The organism is Nonomuraea sp. NPDC048901 (genome assembly GCF_040649695.1).
Classification (GTDB): domain Bacteria; phylum Actinomycetota; class Actinomycetes; order Streptosporangiales; family Streptosporangiaceae; genus Nonomuraea.
Genome location: NZ_JBEZFW010000001.1, coordinates 582,669 through 598,855 on the forward strand (window position 1 = coordinate 582,669; position 16,187 = coordinate 598,855).

Below are 16,187 nucleotides of genomic sequence, written 5' to 3' on the forward strand. Positions count from 1 at the left end.
ACCAATCTTTAGAGGGTTTGCTAGCCGGGGTTTTGAGTGGCTCGGAGTTCGGGCGGGAGGGAGAACTTGAGGGTCTCTTCGGCGAGCGTCACCGGCTCCACGTCGGCGTAGCCGCGGGCGGCGAGCCAGGCCAGCAACTGGCCGACCAGCTCTTCTGGGACCGAGGCGCCCGAGGTCACGCCGACGGTCCGTACGCCGTCGAGCCAGCGCTCGTCGGCGTCGCCGGCCCGGTCGACCAGGTGGGCCGCCCGCGCGCCGGCGTTCACGGCCACCTCGACGAGGCGCCGCGAGTTGGATGAGTTGGCGGAGCCGACGACGATGACCAGGTCGCACTGGGCGGCGATCCTGGTGATCGCCTCCTGGCGGTTCTGGCTGGCGTAGCAGATGTCGTCGCTCGGCGGGTCGATGAGCTGGGGGAAGCGCTCGCGCAGCCGGGCGACGGCGTCCATGGTCTCCTCGACCGCCAGCGTGGTCTGCGACAGCCAGCTCATCCTGGCCGAGCCGGCGCCTGTCAGCTCGTCGGGCCGGGCCGGATCGACCACGTGGATGCGGTCGGGCGCCTCGCCGACGGTGCCCTCCACCTCCTCGTGCACCGCGTGGCCGATGAGCACGATCTCGTAGCCCGACTCGGCCAGGCGTACGGCCTCTCTGTGCACCTTGGTGACCAGCGGGCAGGTCGCGTCGATCGTGCGCAGACCTCGACCGGCCGCCTCGTGCTTGATCGCGGGCGAGACGCCGTGCGCCGAGAAGACGACCAGGGCGCCCTCAGGGACCTCGTCGAGCTCGTCGACGAAGATCGCGCCCCGGCCGCTGAGGTCGTCGACCACGTAGGTGTTGTGCACGATCTGTTTGCGCACGTAGACGGGCGGTCCGTAGCGTCTGAGGGTCTCCTCGACGGTGTCGATGGCACGTTCCACACCCGCGCAATAGCCGCGCGGGGCCGCCAGAAGTACTCGTCCCATGATGTTCGCTCCTACCGGTCCCGGTGCGCGAGCTGGCCGGCCAGCACGGTCAGCGCGTCGCGCGCCTCGGAAGTGATGGGCGCCGCCTCCAGCGCCTTGGCGGCCTCGTGTACCCGCTGGTCGATCATGTCCTCGACCTCGGCCAGCGCGCCGGTGTCGAGCAGGATCCCGCGCAGCTCCGCCGCCCGCTCCTCCGTCAGCTCCTGGTTGCCGTGCCAGCTGCGCAGGTAGGACAGCTGCGCGGGCGTCGCCCGTCTCAGGGCATGCGCGATCAGGACGGTGTTCTTGCCCTCACGCATGTCGTCGAGTGCCGACTTGCCGGTGTCGGCCGAGGAGCCGAACGTGCCGAGCACGTCGTCGCGCAACTGGAACGCCTCGCCGATCGGCACGCCGAAGCGCGAGTAGGAGTCGAGCAGGTCGGGTTCCGCGCCGGCCAGGGCGCCGCCGATCTGCAGGGGGCGCTCGACGGTGTACTTGGCGGTCTTGTAGCGGATCACCGTCAGCGCCGCCGACACCGTGGCCCCCGCTCGGAGCTGGCCGAGGATGTCGAGATATTGGCCGCTGATGACCTCGGTGCGCATGGCGTCGAACACGTGGTGGGCGCCGTGCAGCCGGGCCGGTTCCACGCCGCACGACGACAGCAGCGCGTCCGACCAGGCCAGGCTGAGCGCGCCGAGCAGGATCCCGCCCGCCTGGCCGAACGCCTCGGCGCCCGGCCCCTCGTGCAGGTCGGCCAGGCTGCGGTGGATCGTCGAGCGGCCCCGCCGCATGTCGCTGCCGTCCATGATGTCGTCGTGGATGAGCAGCCCGGCGTGGCAGAGCTCAAGCGCCGCCGCCGCACTGATGATCTCGTCGCAGTCGTCGCCTCCGGCTCCCCGCCAGCCCCAGTAGCACAGCTGCGGGCGGATCCGCTTGCCGCCGCTGAGGATGAAGCTCGTCAGCAGCTCGTACGCCGCCGCCACGTCCGGATCGGACACAGGCGCGCGCCAGTCGTCCAGGAATCCATTGAGGCGCTTGTCGATGCGAGGTCCCACGGGGTCTTGCCATCCGCCGACCGCCATGCTGCAGGGCTCCTTCTGTAAAGCGTCCGCCACCAATAGTTACTCATCCAATACGGAGAGTGTAAAGTGCCTTTTTGCTGGCTCTTGGAGCGACGGGAGGTGCCCGATCCGCCCGCCTCGTCGGGCGTGTTGACCGACCCCGGAAACCGCGTTCGCGGCACGGAGGGGGAGCTCGCCACGGGATAACCGGGGTTGTTTCCTGGACGAATGCCGGTTGACGGTGTAATGCGCGGAGTGGCGGGCAGGGCGAAGGGTTGTCATTCGACGTGGTCCTCCGCCCGGCGGAGATGAGGAGCTTGTCATGCGCACCCTGCTGGCCCAGTCCTTCACCATCGATGAAGTGACCGGGCTACGCCAGTCCGTGGCGGAGCGGGCGGCGGACTGCGGGCTGAGCGGCGCGCGGCTGGAGGACTACATCCTCGCCGTGCACGAGAGCATCATCAACGCCGTGGAGCACGGCGGCGGGCGCGGGCACTTCACGCTGTGGACGGGCGACCGGATGCTCCGCTCGGAGACCCTCGACGAGGGCTCGGGCATCCCCGACGAGTACGTCGACGAGCGCCGGCGGCCGCCCGACATCGCGCCCACCGGCCGGGGCATCTATCTCATCCGCACTCTGTGCGACGGCGCCAGCTTCCACACCGGCCCCAAGGGCACCACGGTCCGGCTCACGATGTGGCTGCCGCGCCTGGCCCACATAGCGCTGCAGCGCGCGCCGATCAGGCGGATCAGAGTGGCGGCAGGGAGCGGGAAGAAGCAGCATCACGGTTTTCGGGCGTAACTATTTATCCGATATCAACCAAAATTCAACCATCTCACTGCATGGTCATCCTCTGTGACTACGCAACAGCTCTCTCAGGAGCCAACTGATATCCCCCCTCGCCCTCCGGCGGAGGAGGAGGCGTCCGGCAGTGTCGTGGGGATGCTGGAGCTCATCGGCTCCGTGGTGGTCCCGGTGGGCGTCGGGCTGTACGCGATGCTGTACCTGGGCATTCAGCAGATGTACTGGGTCTTCGACATCAATCCCGAACAAGCGGGGATCGACCAGTCCGTCCTGCTAGGGCGGCTCATGGGCACGCTGATCATGCTCCTGCTCCTCCTACTGCCCGTTATCGGAGTCCTGGTGGCGGTGGGGTGGCTGCTCGACAAGGTGACGGGCGGCGCGGTGAACCGGCTCGTCCAGGCCGTCAGGCGGCGGCCATGGATCGCGGCGGTCATCGCCGCCGCCTGGTGCGGGGTGACCTATCTCAGCACCATCTACCTGTTCACCATGGAGATCTCGCCGCTGCACGTGCTGGGCGCCCTGGTGCTCGGGGTCCTGGCGTTCGTGGTGCCGTTCCGGCTGCTGCGCCGCAAGCCGGTCGGCCGGGCCGGAATGAAGGTGCTCGTGGGCGCCCTCACCGGCATCGGGCTGGGTATGGTCCTGCTCGTCGGGCTGCTCATGGGCGCGGCGGACGTACGGACGACCGGGCAGGCCAACGATCTGCTGGGCCTGGTGGGGTTCCAGGACCAGTGGGTGGTGGTGAAGGACGGTGACGACAAGCCGTTGTACGACGGGCGCGACCTCATGCTGCTCGGCGAGAGCGACGGCACGTACGTCTTCTACGACTGCGACTACATGACCACCTTCCGTCGACCGGCCGAGTCGACGAACCTGGGGGACATCCGCCTCGATCCCGAGCGGGAGCCGGGCTACACCTGCGGGAGCCTGGTCAAGGACGAGGAGGCGACCAAGCCCAAGAAGAGCTGACCCATCATGCCGCCCCGGAGCCGCCGTTGCCCGTGAGGGGACGACGGTGGGGAGGCTCCGGCGGGGACAGCGCGGCGGTGAGAGCGTCCTGGAGGGTGCTGTGGACCGGCAGGTGCTCGCCTATCCGGGTGACCTCGACGATCCGGGCCGGCATGGGCTGCAGTGCCGCCAGGCGGACGCTGCCACCGTGCTGCCGGGAGAAGGTATAGGTGCTGAGCAGCAGCCGGAGCCCGGCGCTGTCCATGAAGTGCACTTCCGCGAGGTCGAACACGAGGTGATCGCCGGGCCGCTGGCGGCACTCCCGGATGAAGGCGTCGAGCCTGCCCTCGTTCGTGGCGTCCAGCTCGCCGCCGACGGCGATCACCGTCGCGCCGGGCAGGTGCTGGCAGGCGTAGGTCAGCCAGGACATGGGGTGGTCCATTGGCCATGCATGGCAGCGGCCAGACCCGGCTGCATAGGGGGATAGCTCGCCATGCCTGCACGATAGTCGTTTCGTGGCGGGATATCGCCTTACTGGCGACTGAATACCTCCCTTTCTCCGAACAGTAATTCGCCCGCTCTTTAGCTATTTATCCGTCCAAAGCAGTACCCAAGGTGGACCCAAACCTCGCGTAGAAGGTGTGGTTTTGCGAGGTTTGGGGGTATTCGTTCACTTTGAGCCCGGTCGGTGCGCCCGCCGGGCAGACGGACGAGACTCGGGGGGATCGCCGTGGCCATGCAAACAGAGATCCGCAGCCTGCTCGGCAGCCGTGTCATCGGTGCGGACGGCGAGGAGATCGGAAAGGTGGGGCAGGTCTATCTCAGCGACAGCACGGGGGAGCCCGAGTGGGTGACCGTACGCACAGGGCTTTTCGGGATGAGGCAGACATTCGTCCCGTTGATGAACGCCCGCCGGTCGGGAGAGGAGATCCGCGTTCCCTTCGACAAGGACACCATCAAGGACGCGCCCAACATCGACATCGACGGCCGCCTCTCGCTGGAGGAAGAGGCCAGGCTCTACCGGCACTACGGCATCCGGCCCACGGGCGTGCCGTCGCAGCGGACGGCCGAGCCGGGCACGGGGTTCGGCGGCCACGAGACGCGTGACGAGGGCGAGGAGACGGCCCAGGTACACATCTACAAGTACGTGGAGGTCGAGGTCGCCGAGGAGCCCGTGCCGCTCGAAGGGGACCAGACGGCGACGAGCCCTGTCGACTACCTGCGCAGCCGCCGCGGGAAGAAGCGGCCGGAGGTGGCCGGCCAGTACCGCGGTGAGCGGTTCGAGGCGGAGCGGGAGCCGGATCGCATGCCGCTCGACAGCGGCGACTACGCGAACGAGCAGGACGACGACGTTCCGCCCCCCTGACGGTGGCGCGGGCGAACGCGCACCAAGACGACAGCCGCAGGGTGAGCGGGCGGTTGAGCGGGTGGTTGAGCGAAGGCCCAGGCCGAAGAATCGGCCTGGGCCTTCGTCATGGCCGCCGGGCGACGGACGGGCAGGCGTTCGTCAGGGGACCGGCGGACGAGCGGCCGTCAAGAGACGGACGGGTAAGCGTTCGTCAGGAGACGGACGGGCAGGTGCTCGTCAGGAGACGGGCGGGTAGGCGTTCTGGAGCAGTTGGCGGAACTGGGCGGAGAACCACTGGCCGGACAGCGGCGCGTTGGGCAGCGCGCCCGTCAGGTTGTGGCCGTTGAGGTCGTTGCCGGTGTAGGTGGGGTCGCACATCCGGTCGAACTTCTTGCCCTCGTCGTTCGGGATGTCCGTGCTGGCGCCGTCCGACTCGCCGGGGGGCTTGACCCACACGTAGGCGTCCAGGCCGGAGTCGGGGTTGGCGGTCGGCCGCGCGCCGAGGCCCGCGCCGCTCTGGTTGCACCAGTTGCCGGCGTGGATGCGCCGGTCGATGCGTGACTGGTCGACGAAGGTGTTGACGTCCGTCGAGGTGCTCGGGCCGCTCGGGCGGGCGCTGCCGCCCCAGCCGTTGCGCGAGGTGTCGATCAGCATGCCGAGCCCCGGCTTGAAGCCCTTGCCGATCAGCGCGGTGCGCAGGGCCTGGGCGAAGGACGTCTCGTCCACGTACCAGTTCCAGTCGACCCACTTGGACTGCCGGACCGAGGTGCCGTTCACCGTGGTGTTGATGTTGAAGTACAGCTCCTTGGTGACGGAGGTGTTCGCGGTGTTGACGATGAATCCGTCCACGCTGTCCACCCCGGCGGCAGCGCCGGCCGCGGTGGAGTAGAAGAGGTTGACCGACGGGTTGAAGTTCGAGTCCCAGCCGAGCCACGCGTGGTGGGCGGCGTCGATGTAGGTGTAGACGTTCGACATCGCGTGCAGCTTGTTCAGCGCGTACTGGACGCCCTGGACGTAGGCACCGGTGGAGTTGGCCTCGGCGCACTTGGGGAAGCTCAGGTTGGTGACCAGGTTGGGCAGCGAGTCGGGCTCGATGATCGTGACGATCCGCAGGTTCGCGTACTTCGAGTCGCTCATGATGGCGGCGATCGGGTCGATGTACTCGGTCTTGTAGCGGTTGAGCCCGTTCTCCGCGACGAGCAGCTCGCCGTTGGAGGCCAGCGCCGAGCAGTCGCGGTTGGGCAGGTCATAGATGACGAACTGGACGGTCAGCGGCGCGGAGCCGTTGGCGGCGTCCTGCGTGACGGCCGCGTCCAGATGCGCCCGCAGGCCCATGACCGACGAGCTGCCGGCGATGGCGGCGATGCGGTCCAGCCACACGGCGGTGGAGGTGTTGGCCACCGCGGCACCGCCCGGCTCGGCCGCGGCCTTGGCCTTCCAGTTGGGGTTGACGTAGCCGGTGGCGCCCGCGTACGGGTTGTCGACGTGCCCGGGGGTCGGCGTGCCGTCGTCATCCGCCTCGGTGGCGGTGACCGTCCGGCTGGTCAGACCGCTGGAGGCGACGGTGAAGGTACGCGTGCCGTTGGTGCTGTCGGAGTCCTGGGCCGCGCCCACGGTCACGGTCTGGGCGGTGTTCCAGTTGGCGGAGGTGAAGGTGAGCGAGCCGCCCGAGGTCACGGTGAGGTCGGCGTCGCCGCTGCCGGCCGTGGAGGTGACGGTCAGGTTCGCCGACGGCTGGATGGCCGGCTTGACCGTGTAGGTGGCGCTGCCGCCTTCGGGCACGGTCACCGCGGTCGGGGTCACGACCAGCGACTGCGTCTGCGTGGTGTCGTCGTCGACCTCGGTGGCGTTGACGGTGGCGGCGGTGACGCCGGTTCCGCCGACGCTGAAGGCCGCCGTGCCGTTGGCGGTGTCGGAGTCCTGGGCCGCCGCGAGGGTCACGGTCTGGGCGGTGTTCCAGTTGCTCGGGGTGAAGGTGAGCGAGCCGCCGGAGCTCACGGTCAGGTCCGTGTCGCCGCTGGTCCGGGTGGTGGCGACGGTCACGTTGGCGGTGGGCGCGGCCGACAGCTTGGCGGTGAAGGTCGCCGTGCCGCCCTCGTTGACGGACACCGAGCTCGCGGAGGTGACGACCGAGGGCGTCGTCGGATTGCCGCCGCCACAGGTCACGTTGTTGACGCTGAAGGAGGCCGGGTTCGGGTTGCTGCCGCTCCACGTGCCGTTGAAGCCGATGTTGGTCGAGGCGCCGGTGGCGAGGTTGCCGTTGTACGACAGGTTCTGCCCGGTGACGCGGGTCGCGGTCTGGCTCCAGTTGGCGCCCCAGCCGCTAGGGACGTACTTCTGCCCGGCGGTGGGGAAGTCGAAGGCCAGCGTCCATGCGGTGAGGGGGTCACCGAGGTTCTTGAGTGTGATGTTCGCGGTGAAGCCGCCCTGCCCCGGACTCGTCGTCCACGTGTTGGGCGTGTAGGCGACGTCACAGGCGACCGCGGCCTGTGCGGCCGTGGTCTGGCCGGCGACGAGACCTAAGGTCGCCAGGCAGGCGGCGGTCGCGGTCACGGCCCATCTGCGCAGGCCGCGGTGGAGTTTCACGAGCAATCATCTCCAGGAGCTAGAGCTGATGTGTGGGAGCGCTCCCATACTGAGCCGTGCTCACGGATGTGTACAGCGTGCGGTGAAGAGCGGCTGCGCCGCGACCCGGCATGCTCGCCGAATGTCGCGGAACGTCCATGAAACTTTCATGCCACGCAGCCAGGTGAGGGGAAATATGCGGGTTACCGGGACGGCATTCCGTTGACATCTCCATTTGGCCACCCACAATCCATTTTGGGAGCGCTCCCACCCCCTACTCCCATGGAGACCTCGTGTCGTACACAATGCTCGCGCGCCTGAGAAGGCGGCTCGCACCGGCTTTTGCGCTTGTCCTCATAGCCGGGGCGACCACCGCGCTGACGGCCGCGCCCGCCAGCGCGGCCGTCGCCTGCGAGGTGACGTACACCACCAATGACTGGAGCCCCGGCTTCACCGCCAGCGTCACCATCAAGAACACCGGCGACCCGATCAACGGCTGGACGCTCGGCTTCAGTTTCCCCACGACCACGCAGAAGCTCAGCCAGGGCTGGAGCGCCACCTGGGCGCAGAACAACCAGGCCGTCACCGCCAAGAGCCTCGACTGGAACGGCAACCTGGCCACCGGCGCCTCCACCAACATCGGCTTCAACGGCACCTTCACCGGCAGCAATCCGAAGCCCACCGCCTTCACCGTCAACGGCGTCACCTGCGGGGGCGCCGGCGTCAACAAGCCGCCGACCGTGGCGCTGACCTCGCCGAGCGCCGGGCAGACGTTCGCGGCGCCCGCCACGGTGCCGATCGCCGCGACCGCCGCGGACTCCGACGGCACGATCGCCAAGGTCGACTTCTACCAGGGCACCACGCTGCTGAACAGCGACACCGCCGCCCCGTACGCCTACAGCTGGCCGAACGTGCCCGCCGGCAGCTACTCGATCACCGCCAGGGCCACCGACAACCTCGGCGCCACCACCACCTCCTCGCCCGTCGGGATCACCGTGACGGCCGACAACACGCCGGCGCTCGTGGTGAGCCCCACGAGCCTGGCCGTGCCGGAGAAGGGCACCGCGGCGTTCGGCGTCCGGCTGTCGAGGGCGCCCACCGGCACCGTGACCGTCGCCACCGCGCGGACCAGCGGTGACACCGACCTCACGGTCAGCTCGGGCGCCAGCCTGACCTTCACCACCGCCAACTGGAACACCGCGCAGAACGTCACCCTGGCCGCCGCCGACGACACCGACACGACCGCCGGCTCGGCCACGTTCACGGTGAGCGCCAGTGGCTACAGCCCGATCACGGTCACCGCCACCGAGGCCGACGACGATCTACCGGGTGGCGACAACGAGTACGTCAGGCGGTTCACCGAGCTCTACAACGAGCTGCACGACCCGGCCAACGGCTACTTCTCGCCCGAGGGCGTGCCGTACCACTCGCTGGAGACCTTCATGGTCGAGGCGCCCGACCAGGGGCACGAGACCACGTCGGAGGCGTTCAGCTATTACCTGTGGCTGGAGGCGGTCTACGGGCAGATCACCGGTGACTGGGCCAAGTTCAACACCGCCTGGGCGACGATGGAGAAGTACATCATCCCGGCCACGGCCGACCAGCCGACCAACTCCTTCTACACTCCGTCGAAGCCGGCTACGTACATCCCCGAGTCCACCTCGATCAACAACTACCCGTCACCGCTGGACACCAGCGTGAGCGTAGGCTCCGACCCGATCGCCAACGAGCTGAAGAGCGCGTACGGCACCGCCGACATCTACGGCATGCACTGGCTGCTGGACGTCGACAACACCTACGGCTTCGGCCGCTGCGGCGACGGCACCACCAAGCCCGCCTACATCAACACCTACCAGCGCGGCCCCGAGGAGTCGGTCTTCGAGACGATCCCGCAGCCGTCCTGCGACCAGTTCAAGTTCGGCGGCCCCAACGGCTATCTCGACCTGTTCGTCAAGGACAACTCGTACGCCAAGCAGTGGAAGTACACCAACGCCCCCGACGCCGACGCGCGGGCCGTGCAGGCGGCGTACTGGGCGCAGACCTGGGCCAAGGCGCAGGGCAAGGAGTCGCAGATCTCGGGGTCGGTCGCCAAGGCCGCGAAGATGGGCGACTACCTGCGGTACGCGATGTACGACAAGTACTTCAAGAAGCCCGGCTGCACCAGCCCGTCCTGCGCGGCGGGCACCGGCAAGGACGCCTCCAACTACCTGCTGTCCTGGTATTACGCCTGGGGCGGCGCGACCGACGCGAACGCCGGATGGGCCTGGCGGATCGGCTCCAGCCACAACCACTCCGGCTACCAGAACCCGCTGGCCGCCTGGGCCCTGGCGAACGTCGCCGAGCTCAAGCCCAAGAGCTCGACCGGCGCCACCGACTGGAGCACCAGCCTGACGCGGCAGCTGCAGTTCTACACCTGGCTGCAGTCGGCCGAAGGCGCCATCGCCGGTGGCGCGACCAACAGCTGGGAAGGCCACTACGGGACGCCGCCGGCCGGTCTGCCCAAGTTCTTCGGCATGACCTATGACTGGCAGCCCGTCTACCACGACCCGCCGTCCAACCAGTGGTTCGGCTTCCAGGCGTGGACGATGGAGCGGGTGGCCGAGTACTACTACGCCACCGGCAACGCCAACGCCAAGACGCTGCTCGACAAGTGGGTCACCTGGGCGCTGGCCAACACCACGGTCAACGCGGACGGCAGCTACCAGATCCCGTCCACGCTGCACTGGACCGGCCAGCCCGCGAGCGACTTCAGCTCCACGAGCGGCATGCCCGCCGCCAACCCGGGCCTGCACGTGTCGATCGTGGACTACACGCAGGACGTCGGCGTCGCCGGCGCCTACGCCAAGGCCCTGATGTACTACGCCGCCAAGGCCAACCACACGGCGGCCAGGACCACGGCCAAGGCGCTGCTCGACGGTGTCTGGAAGTACCGCGACGCCAAGGGCGTGTCGGTGCCGGAGACCAAGACGGACTACAAGCGCGTCGGCGACCCGGTGTACGTCCCGCCGGGCTGGAGCGGCACCATGCCGAACGGCGACCCGATCAACTCCAGCTCGACGTTCCTGTCGATCAGGTCCTTCTACAAGAACGACCCCGACTACGCGAGGGTCGACGCCTTCCTCAAGGGCACGGGCCCGGCGCCGGTCTTCAACTATCACCGGTTCTGGGCGCAGGTGGACGTAGCCGTCGCCCTGGCCGAGTACGGACGGCTCTTCCCGTGATCCGTCCCGCATGATCGCCCCGCCCCGCCGCGTCCTGCCACGTCGGCGGGGCGGGTCACCATCGAAAGGCCGCCCATGAGAACCCGACTCGCGGTGCTCGCCGCGCTGTTACTCCCGCTGCTCTTCCTCTCGGCCCCCGCGCACGCCGCCGCCGGCCTTCATGTGAGCGGTACGAAGATCCTCGAAGCGAACGGCCAGGAGTTCGTCATGCGCGGCACCAGCCACGCGCACACCTGGTACCCCACCCAGACCAAGGCGTTCGCCGACATCAAGTCCCTGGGCGCCAACACCGTCCGAGTCGTGCTCAGCGGCGGGCGCTGGACCGCCAACAGCGTCTCCGACGTGGCCGACGTCGTCTCCCGCTGCAAGGCCAACCGGCTGATCTGCGTCCTGGAGAACCACGACACCACCGGGTACGGCGAGCAGAGCGGCGCCTACACCCTCGACCAGGCGGCCGACTACTGGATCAGCGTCAAGAGCGCCCTGGCCGGCCAGGAGAACTACGTCATCGTCAACATCGGCAACGAGCCGGTCGGCAACAACGCCGTCACCCCTGACTGGACCACCGCCACCGCCAACGCGGTCAAGAAGCTGCGCGCCAACGGCTTCGAGCACGCGCTCATGGTGGACGCGCCCAACTGGGGCCAGGACTGGCAGAACGTCATGCGCAACACCGCGCGGACCGTCTTCGACGCCGACCCCGCCAAGAACACGATCTTCTCGGTGCACATGTACGGCGTGTACGACACGGCCGCGGAGATCACCACCTACCTGGAGGCGTTCAGGACCGCCGGGCTGCCGCTGGTGATCGGCGAGTTCGGCTTCAACCACTCAGACGGCGACCCGGACGAGGACACGATCATGGCCCAGTCCGTGAGCCGGGGCCTCGGCTACCTGGGCTGGTCGTGGAGCGGCAACGGCGGCGGCGTCGAGTACCTCGACCAGGTCACCAACTTCGACGTCAACCAGCTCACCTCATGGGGTCAGCGGCTCTTCAACGGCGCCAACGGCATCGCCGCCACCTCGCGCGAGGCGTCGGTGTACGGCGGCGGCCCCCCCGACCCGACCCCGCCCAGCGTGCCCGGCACCCCGGCCGCCTCCGGCGTCACCTCGACGGGGGCCACGCTGAGCTGGACCGCCTCCACCGACAACGTCCGCGTGACCGGATATGACGTCTACCGGGCGCCGAGCACGCTGCTCGGCCAGTCGGCGACCAACTCGATCACGCTGAGCGGGCTGACCCCCGCGACCGCCTACCAGGTCTACGTGAAGGCCAGGGACGCGGCGGGCAACCTCTCGGGGCAGTCGGGCCAGGTCACCTTCACCACCCTCAGCGGTGGTGGCGGCGGGGGCTGCACGGCCGTCGCGACCGTACAGAGCCAGTGGAGCAGCGGGTACGTCGTTCAGCCCGTGACCGTGACCAACACCAGCGGCGCGGCCAAGACCAGCTGGACGGTGACGTTCACGCTGCCCGCCGGGCACGTGCTCACCGGCTCCTGGAACGCCGCGGTGACGGTGAGCGGGCAGACCGTGACGGCCAGGAATCTGAGCTACAACGGCGCGCTCGGGCCGAACGCGAGCACCGCCTTCGGCTTCCAGGCCAGCCGGCCGAACGGCCAGACCACCGTGCCGTCCGGCTACACCTGCGCGAACTGAACCCCGAGACCGGCCGGTGCGGCGACTGCGCCACACCGGCCGGTCAACGCCACGAAGCGGCCGGATCGGTCGATCCGGCAGATTGACGAGCCCGGCCGGTCGATCCGGCCGGTCGATGAGGAGGTGGTGCCGACAACCGTCACTGGTGCAACCGTTCCATGTCACCATCCCGCCCGGATGGCGTGGACGCGGCCGGCCGCGAGACCTCCCCCTCCTGCCGGCCGCGTCCGCATGCCAGGCGGCGCCCCTCGGGTCGAGCGCCGCTCGCTTCGAGCACCACTCGGCCGAGCGCCGCTCATCGGGCGCCGCCAGGTCATCGGGCCGTCACCAGGGCGAACCTCTGGCGGGCCGCCTCGATCGCGTCCTCGTCGGCGAACTCGCCGAACGCCTCCTCCTGATACCGCTGGGGTATCACCTGCCGGACCCGCTCGGGGTAACCGGCGCCCGGCGTGGGCACCCGTACCAGAGGTGGATCGCCGAGCCGGACGGCGATCGGGCCCGAGGCGCGCACCGAGACGGCCCACCCGGCGCCCGGCCCGGTGATGGCGCACATGTGGCGGGCATAGACCCACTTCACCTGGGTCATCGTGGTCGCGGTCGGCGGGTCGAAGCCGAACGGGTCGACCGCGCACACGACCCGGCCGGCCTGCTCGCCGAACTCGTGCCCGTGGTCGTGGTGCTCGGCCGGCGTGGATCTCTCAAGGATGTCCGTGACCTGGGCGGCGAGCTGGTCGCGCAGGTCCGATCGCCCCGCCTGGTGCAGGCCCATGAACAGCGCCGCACCGGCGACGGGGATCAGGGCCACGACGGCGATCGCCGCGGCCCTTCTGGTCCTCACCTCTTCCGGAATGCGCATGACCTACGGGCTGGTGCAGGTCAGCGTGGGTGCGGGGCTGGGGGCGGTGCCCGTGGCGTTGAACCCGAACGAGGTGGTCGCGTTCGGCGCGAGCTGCCCGTTGTAGGTGGCGTTCTTGACCGAGACGTTGGGCGGCTGCGCGCTCAGCACGCCGTTCCATGGCGATCCGTCGAGGCCCTGCCCGCCGCTGAAGGTCCACTTGACCGTCCAGCCGTTCAGCGCGGTGGTGCCGTTGTTCTTGACCGTCACGTCGGCCTGGAAGTGTCCTGGCCAGCCGGGGTTGTCGGTCGCGTGCCAGGTGGCGGAGCAGGCGCCGGGTGTTGGGGGAGTCGGTGTGACAGTGGGGTCGGGCGTGCTGCCGCCGTTGGGTCCGACGCCGGTGACCTCGCCGTGGCCGCCGTCGAAGACGACGTCGGAGCAGCTGAAGAAGTTCTCGGCGCTGTCGGAGCGGATCCAGTCGACGTAGATCATGTGCCGCCCGCTCTTGCCGGACGGGAGCTGGACGTTCCAGTAGTAGTAGTTGAGCGCGCCGGGCCCACCGGTGGCCGGCGGGTTGGTGACGCTGCCGAACGACTCCAGGTCGGACCACTTGAGCGGGGCGTTCGGGTTCCAGCCGTTCTTGGTGATGTAGTAGACGAACGTGCCGGGGTGCTGGGCCCAGTTGCTGTGCCACATCTGGATGCTCGCGCCCGAGGTCAGGTGGGTCTGCGGCCAGTCGGAGCGGACGGCGTTGTAGGCGGTGAAGTCGTACGGGCCGCCGGTGCCGCCGCTGCAGAGCTGCCCGTCGGGGATGAAGCCGCTGGTACGGCCGCCGGCGTCGGAGCGCAGCACGGCGAACCAGTTGTACAGCGGTGTGGCGCCGCTCTGCGCGACGGCCGCCGCACAGGCCGGGTTGTAGGGGATGATCTGCCCGTTGTCCCGCAGACCGTCCTTCCAGCACAGGTAGGTACGGGCACCGGGGAACATCGTGACGCCATGCGCCTGCGCCTGGGGAGCCACCAGGGCGGAGGCGAGTAATGTCGCCACCAGCGCGGCGGCGAAGGCCACCGACCGGATGAATCTCATGGGGATTCCCTTGTTCGTGCGACAGAGATCCCGCCCACGACCTGCCCGCCCGGCAGCTAGACGGATTGAACCACGCGCCGACCCGGCCGACAACGCGGCATGAAACTTTCACCCCGTCCCGGTCAGGGTTTGCCTGGTCGCTCGCCTCACTGCGGGCGGTGGCACGGGCGGGCGCTTGCCGGGAGACCGCGTCGGCCATGATGCTGCGTTGTGGGAGCGCTCCCAATACTCCTTGTCAGAGAAGCGGGAGCAACATGCCATGAGGCGCGTGCACATCAACCTGATCATCGCGGCGATCGGCTCGATCCTCGCCGCGGGACTGTTCGCCGTTCCGGCCCAGGCCGCCCCGGTGATCTGCGGGAAGATAGATTCCACCAGCATCCAGGGCAACAAGTACATCGTCCAGAACAACATCTGGGGAGCCGACACGGCGCAGTGCATCGACGTCGACCAGGCCGCCGCCGGCTTCACGATCACCCAGGCGGCGCACAACAAGCCGACCAACGGCGCCCCCGCCTCCTACCCGTCGATCTTCGCGGGCTGCCACTACACCCTCTGTACGACCGGCAGCGGCCTGCCCATGCGGGCCGACGCGAGCGGCTTCGGCAACCTGCGCACCAGCGTCAGGATGAGCTACCCGAGCGCGGGCGTCTGGGACGCGGCCTATGACATCTGGTTCGATCCGACCCCGCGCACCGACGGGCAGAACACCGGGGCCGAGATCATGGTCTGGCTCAACAAGCAGGGCTCCATCCAGCCGGTCGGCTCGCCCGTCGGCACGGTGAGCCTGGCGGGCGGCACCTGGCAGGTCTGGTTCGGCAACACCGGCTGGAACGTGATCTCCTACGTCCGCACCTCGGCCACGTCCTCGCTGGACTTCGCCATCGACACCTTCCTCGCCGACGCGATCAGCCGCGGGTACGCCCAGCGGTCGTGGTATCTCACCAGCGTGCAGGCCGGGTTCGAGCCCTGGGTCGGCGGGACGGGGTTGGCCGTCAACGCGTTCTCGTACACCACCTCGGGAGGCGGCACCGACACGACGCCGCCGACCGCGCCGTCCGGCCTGACGGCCTCGGGCACCACGTCGAGCGGCACGAGCCTGTCGTGGACCGCCTCCACCGACTCAGGCGGCAGCGGGCTGGCCGGGTACGACATCCTGCGGGCGACAGGTACCGGCGCCTTCGCCCAGGTCGGCACCAGCACCACCACCTCGTACGCCGACAGCGGCCTGAGCGCCGCCACGACCTACCGCTACCAGGTACGGGCCCGGGACGGCGCGAACAACCAGTCACCGGTGTCGAACACGGTCAGCGTGACCACCTCGACCGGCGGCGGGGGCGGCGGCTGCTCGGCCGTCGGGACCGTACAGAACGCCTGGAGCAACGGCTACGTCGTGCAGCCCGTGACCGTGACCAACACCGGCACCGCCGCCAAGAACGGCTGGACGGTCACCTTCACGCTGCCCGCCGGTCACACCGTCACGGGCTCCTGGAACGCGACCCTCACGGTCAGCGGGCAGACCGTGACGGCCAGGAACCTGTCGCACAACGGCACCCTGGCGCCCGGCGGCAGCACCACGTTCGGCTTCCAAGCGAGCCGGCCCAACGGGAACACCCAGACGCCGTCGGGGTACAGCTGCAGCTGACCGTGCGTGAGGGGCGCGGCTTCGTGTGAGGGGCGGCGGCCGCGCGTGAGGGGTGCGGTCCGGCCGTACCCCTCACTGA

12 protein-coding genes are annotated in these 16,187 nt (G+C 69.1%); 6 read left to right on the forward strand and 6 right to left on the reverse strand.

What is annotated here, in order from left to right:
- Nucleotides 1-20: 20 nt before the first annotated feature.
- The gene (locus tag AB0C30_RS02900; RefSeq protein WP_357938898.1) at nucleotides 21-962 is read right to left on the reverse strand and encodes a 4-hydroxy-3-methylbut-2-enyl diphosphate reductase; all 942 of its coding nucleotides are present in this window, start codon (nucleotides 960-962) and stop codon (nucleotides 21-23) included.
- An 11-nt stretch (nucleotides 963-973) separates the two neighbouring features.
- Nucleotides 974-2,023 carry a polyprenyl synthetase family protein gene (locus AB0C30_RS02905; RefSeq protein ID WP_357938900.1) on the reverse strand — a complete coding sequence of 350 codons (1,050 nt, stop codon included), beginning with the start codon at nucleotides 2,021-2,023 and terminating at the stop codon, nucleotides 974-976.
- Nucleotides 2,024-2,324: 301 nt separating this feature from the next.
- Between AB0C30_RS02905 and AB0C30_RS02910 the strand changes: the two genes are divergently transcribed.
- Complete coding sequence (locus AB0C30_RS02910; RefSeq protein ID WP_357938902.1) at nucleotides 2,325-2,804, forward strand: ATP-binding protein; 480 nt, start codon at nucleotides 2,325-2,327, stop codon at nucleotides 2,802-2,804.
- 141 nt (nucleotides 2,805-2,945) lie between these two features.
- Nucleotides 2,946-3,773: a hypothetical protein gene (locus AB0C30_RS02915; RefSeq protein ID WP_357938904.1), complete on the forward strand. Its 828-nt coding sequence runs from the start codon at nucleotides 2,946-2,948 to the stop codon at nucleotides 3,771-3,773.
- A 4-nt stretch (nucleotides 3,774-3,777) separates the two neighbouring features.
- Here AB0C30_RS02915 and AB0C30_RS02920 read toward each other — a convergent pair whose 3' ends face one another.
- On the reverse strand, nucleotides 3,778-4,182 hold the full coding sequence (locus AB0C30_RS02920) for an STAS domain-containing protein (RefSeq protein WP_357938906.1): 405 nt from the start codon (nucleotides 4,180-4,182) through the stop codon (nucleotides 3,778-3,780).
- 306 nt (nucleotides 4,183-4,488) lie between these two features.
- Here AB0C30_RS02920 and AB0C30_RS02925 point away from each other — a divergent pair, with 306 nt between their 5' ends.
- A complete protein-coding gene (locus tag AB0C30_RS02925; protein WP_357939749.1) occupies nucleotides 4,489-5,118 on the forward strand; it encodes a PRC-barrel domain-containing protein in 630 nt (209 codons plus the stop codon).
- Between the two features lie 219 nt (nucleotides 5,119-5,337).
- On the opposite strand, the gene AB0C30_RS02930 is transcribed toward AB0C30_RS02925, so the two are convergent.
- A complete protein-coding gene (locus tag AB0C30_RS02930; RefSeq protein ID WP_357938908.1) occupies nucleotides 5,338-7,686 on the reverse strand; it encodes a glycoside hydrolase family 6 protein in 2,349 nt (782 codons plus the stop codon).
- 272 nt (nucleotides 7,687-7,958) lie between these two features.
- Between AB0C30_RS02930 and AB0C30_RS02935 the strand changes: the two genes are divergently transcribed.
- Both AB0C30_RS02935 and AB0C30_RS02940 read left to right on the forward strand, forming a co-directional pair.
- Nucleotides 7,959-10,886 (forward strand): glycoside hydrolase family 48 protein, encoded by a 2,928-nt coding sequence (locus AB0C30_RS02935; protein ID WP_357938910.1) that lies wholly within the window; start codon nucleotides 7,959-7,961, stop codon nucleotides 10,884-10,886.
- Nucleotides 10,887-10,961: 75 nt separating this feature from the next.
- Entirely contained in the window at nucleotides 10,962-12,542 is a 1,581-nt protein-coding gene (locus tag AB0C30_RS02940; protein WP_357938912.1) for a cellulase family glycosylhydrolase, read from the forward strand.
- Nucleotides 12,543-12,855: 313 nt separating this feature from the next.
- Here AB0C30_RS02940 and AB0C30_RS02945 read toward each other — a convergent pair whose 3' ends face one another.
- Nucleotides 12,856-13,380: a hypothetical protein gene (locus AB0C30_RS02945; RefSeq protein ID WP_357938914.1), complete on the reverse strand. Its 525-nt coding sequence runs from the start codon at nucleotides 13,378-13,380 to the stop codon at nucleotides 12,856-12,858.
- Nucleotides 13,381-13,401: 21 nt separating this feature from the next.
- On the reverse strand, nucleotides 13,402-14,463 hold the full coding sequence (locus AB0C30_RS02950) for a lytic polysaccharide monooxygenase (RefSeq protein WP_357938916.1): 1,062 nt from the start codon (nucleotides 14,461-14,463) through the stop codon (nucleotides 13,402-13,404).
- A 259-nt stretch (nucleotides 14,464-14,722) separates the two neighbouring features.
- Between AB0C30_RS02950 and AB0C30_RS02955 the strand changes: the two genes are divergently transcribed.
- Nucleotides 14,723-16,108 (forward strand): cellulose binding domain-containing protein, encoded by a 1,386-nt coding sequence (locus tag AB0C30_RS02955; RefSeq protein ID WP_357938918.1) that lies wholly within the window; start codon nucleotides 14,723-14,725, stop codon nucleotides 16,106-16,108.
- The last annotated feature ends 79 nt before the right edge of the window (nucleotides 16,109-16,187 follow it).

Bases quoted from the DNA above. Each gene is read 5' to 3' on its own strand.
- AB0C30_RS02900 (WP_357938898.1), bottom strand. From the start codon at position 962: ATGGGACGAGTACTTCTGGCGGCCCCGCGCGGCTATTGCGCGGGTGTG.
- AB0C30_RS02905 (WP_357938900.1), bottom strand. From the start codon at position 2,023: ATGGCGGTCGGCGGATGGCAAGACCCCGTGGGACCTCGCATCGACAAG.
- AB0C30_RS02910 (WP_357938902.1), top strand. From the start codon at position 2,325: ATGCGCACCCTGCTGGCCCAGTCCTTCACCATCGATGAAGTGACCGGG.
- AB0C30_RS02915 (WP_357938904.1), top strand. From the start codon at position 2,946: ATGCTGGAGCTCATCGGCTCCGTGGTGGTCCCGGTGGGCGTCGGGCTG.
- AB0C30_RS02920 (WP_357938906.1), bottom strand. From the start codon at position 4,182: ATGTCCTGGCTGACCTACGCCTGCCAGCACCTGCCCGGCGCGACGGTG.
- AB0C30_RS02925 (WP_357939749.1), top strand. From the start codon at position 4,489: ATGCAAACAGAGATCCGCAGCCTGCTCGGCAGCCGTGTCATCGGTGCG.
- AB0C30_RS02940 (WP_357938912.1), top strand. From the start codon at position 10,962: ATGAGAACCCGACTCGCGGTGCTCGCCGCGCTGTTACTCCCGCTGCTC.
- AB0C30_RS02950 (WP_357938916.1), bottom strand. From the start codon at position 14,463: ATGAGATTCATCCGGTCGGTGGCCTTCGCCGCCGCGCTGGTGGCGACA.
- AB0C30_RS02955 (WP_357938918.1), top strand. From the start codon at position 14,723: ATGAGGCGCGTGCACATCAACCTGATCATCGCGGCGATCGGCTCGATC.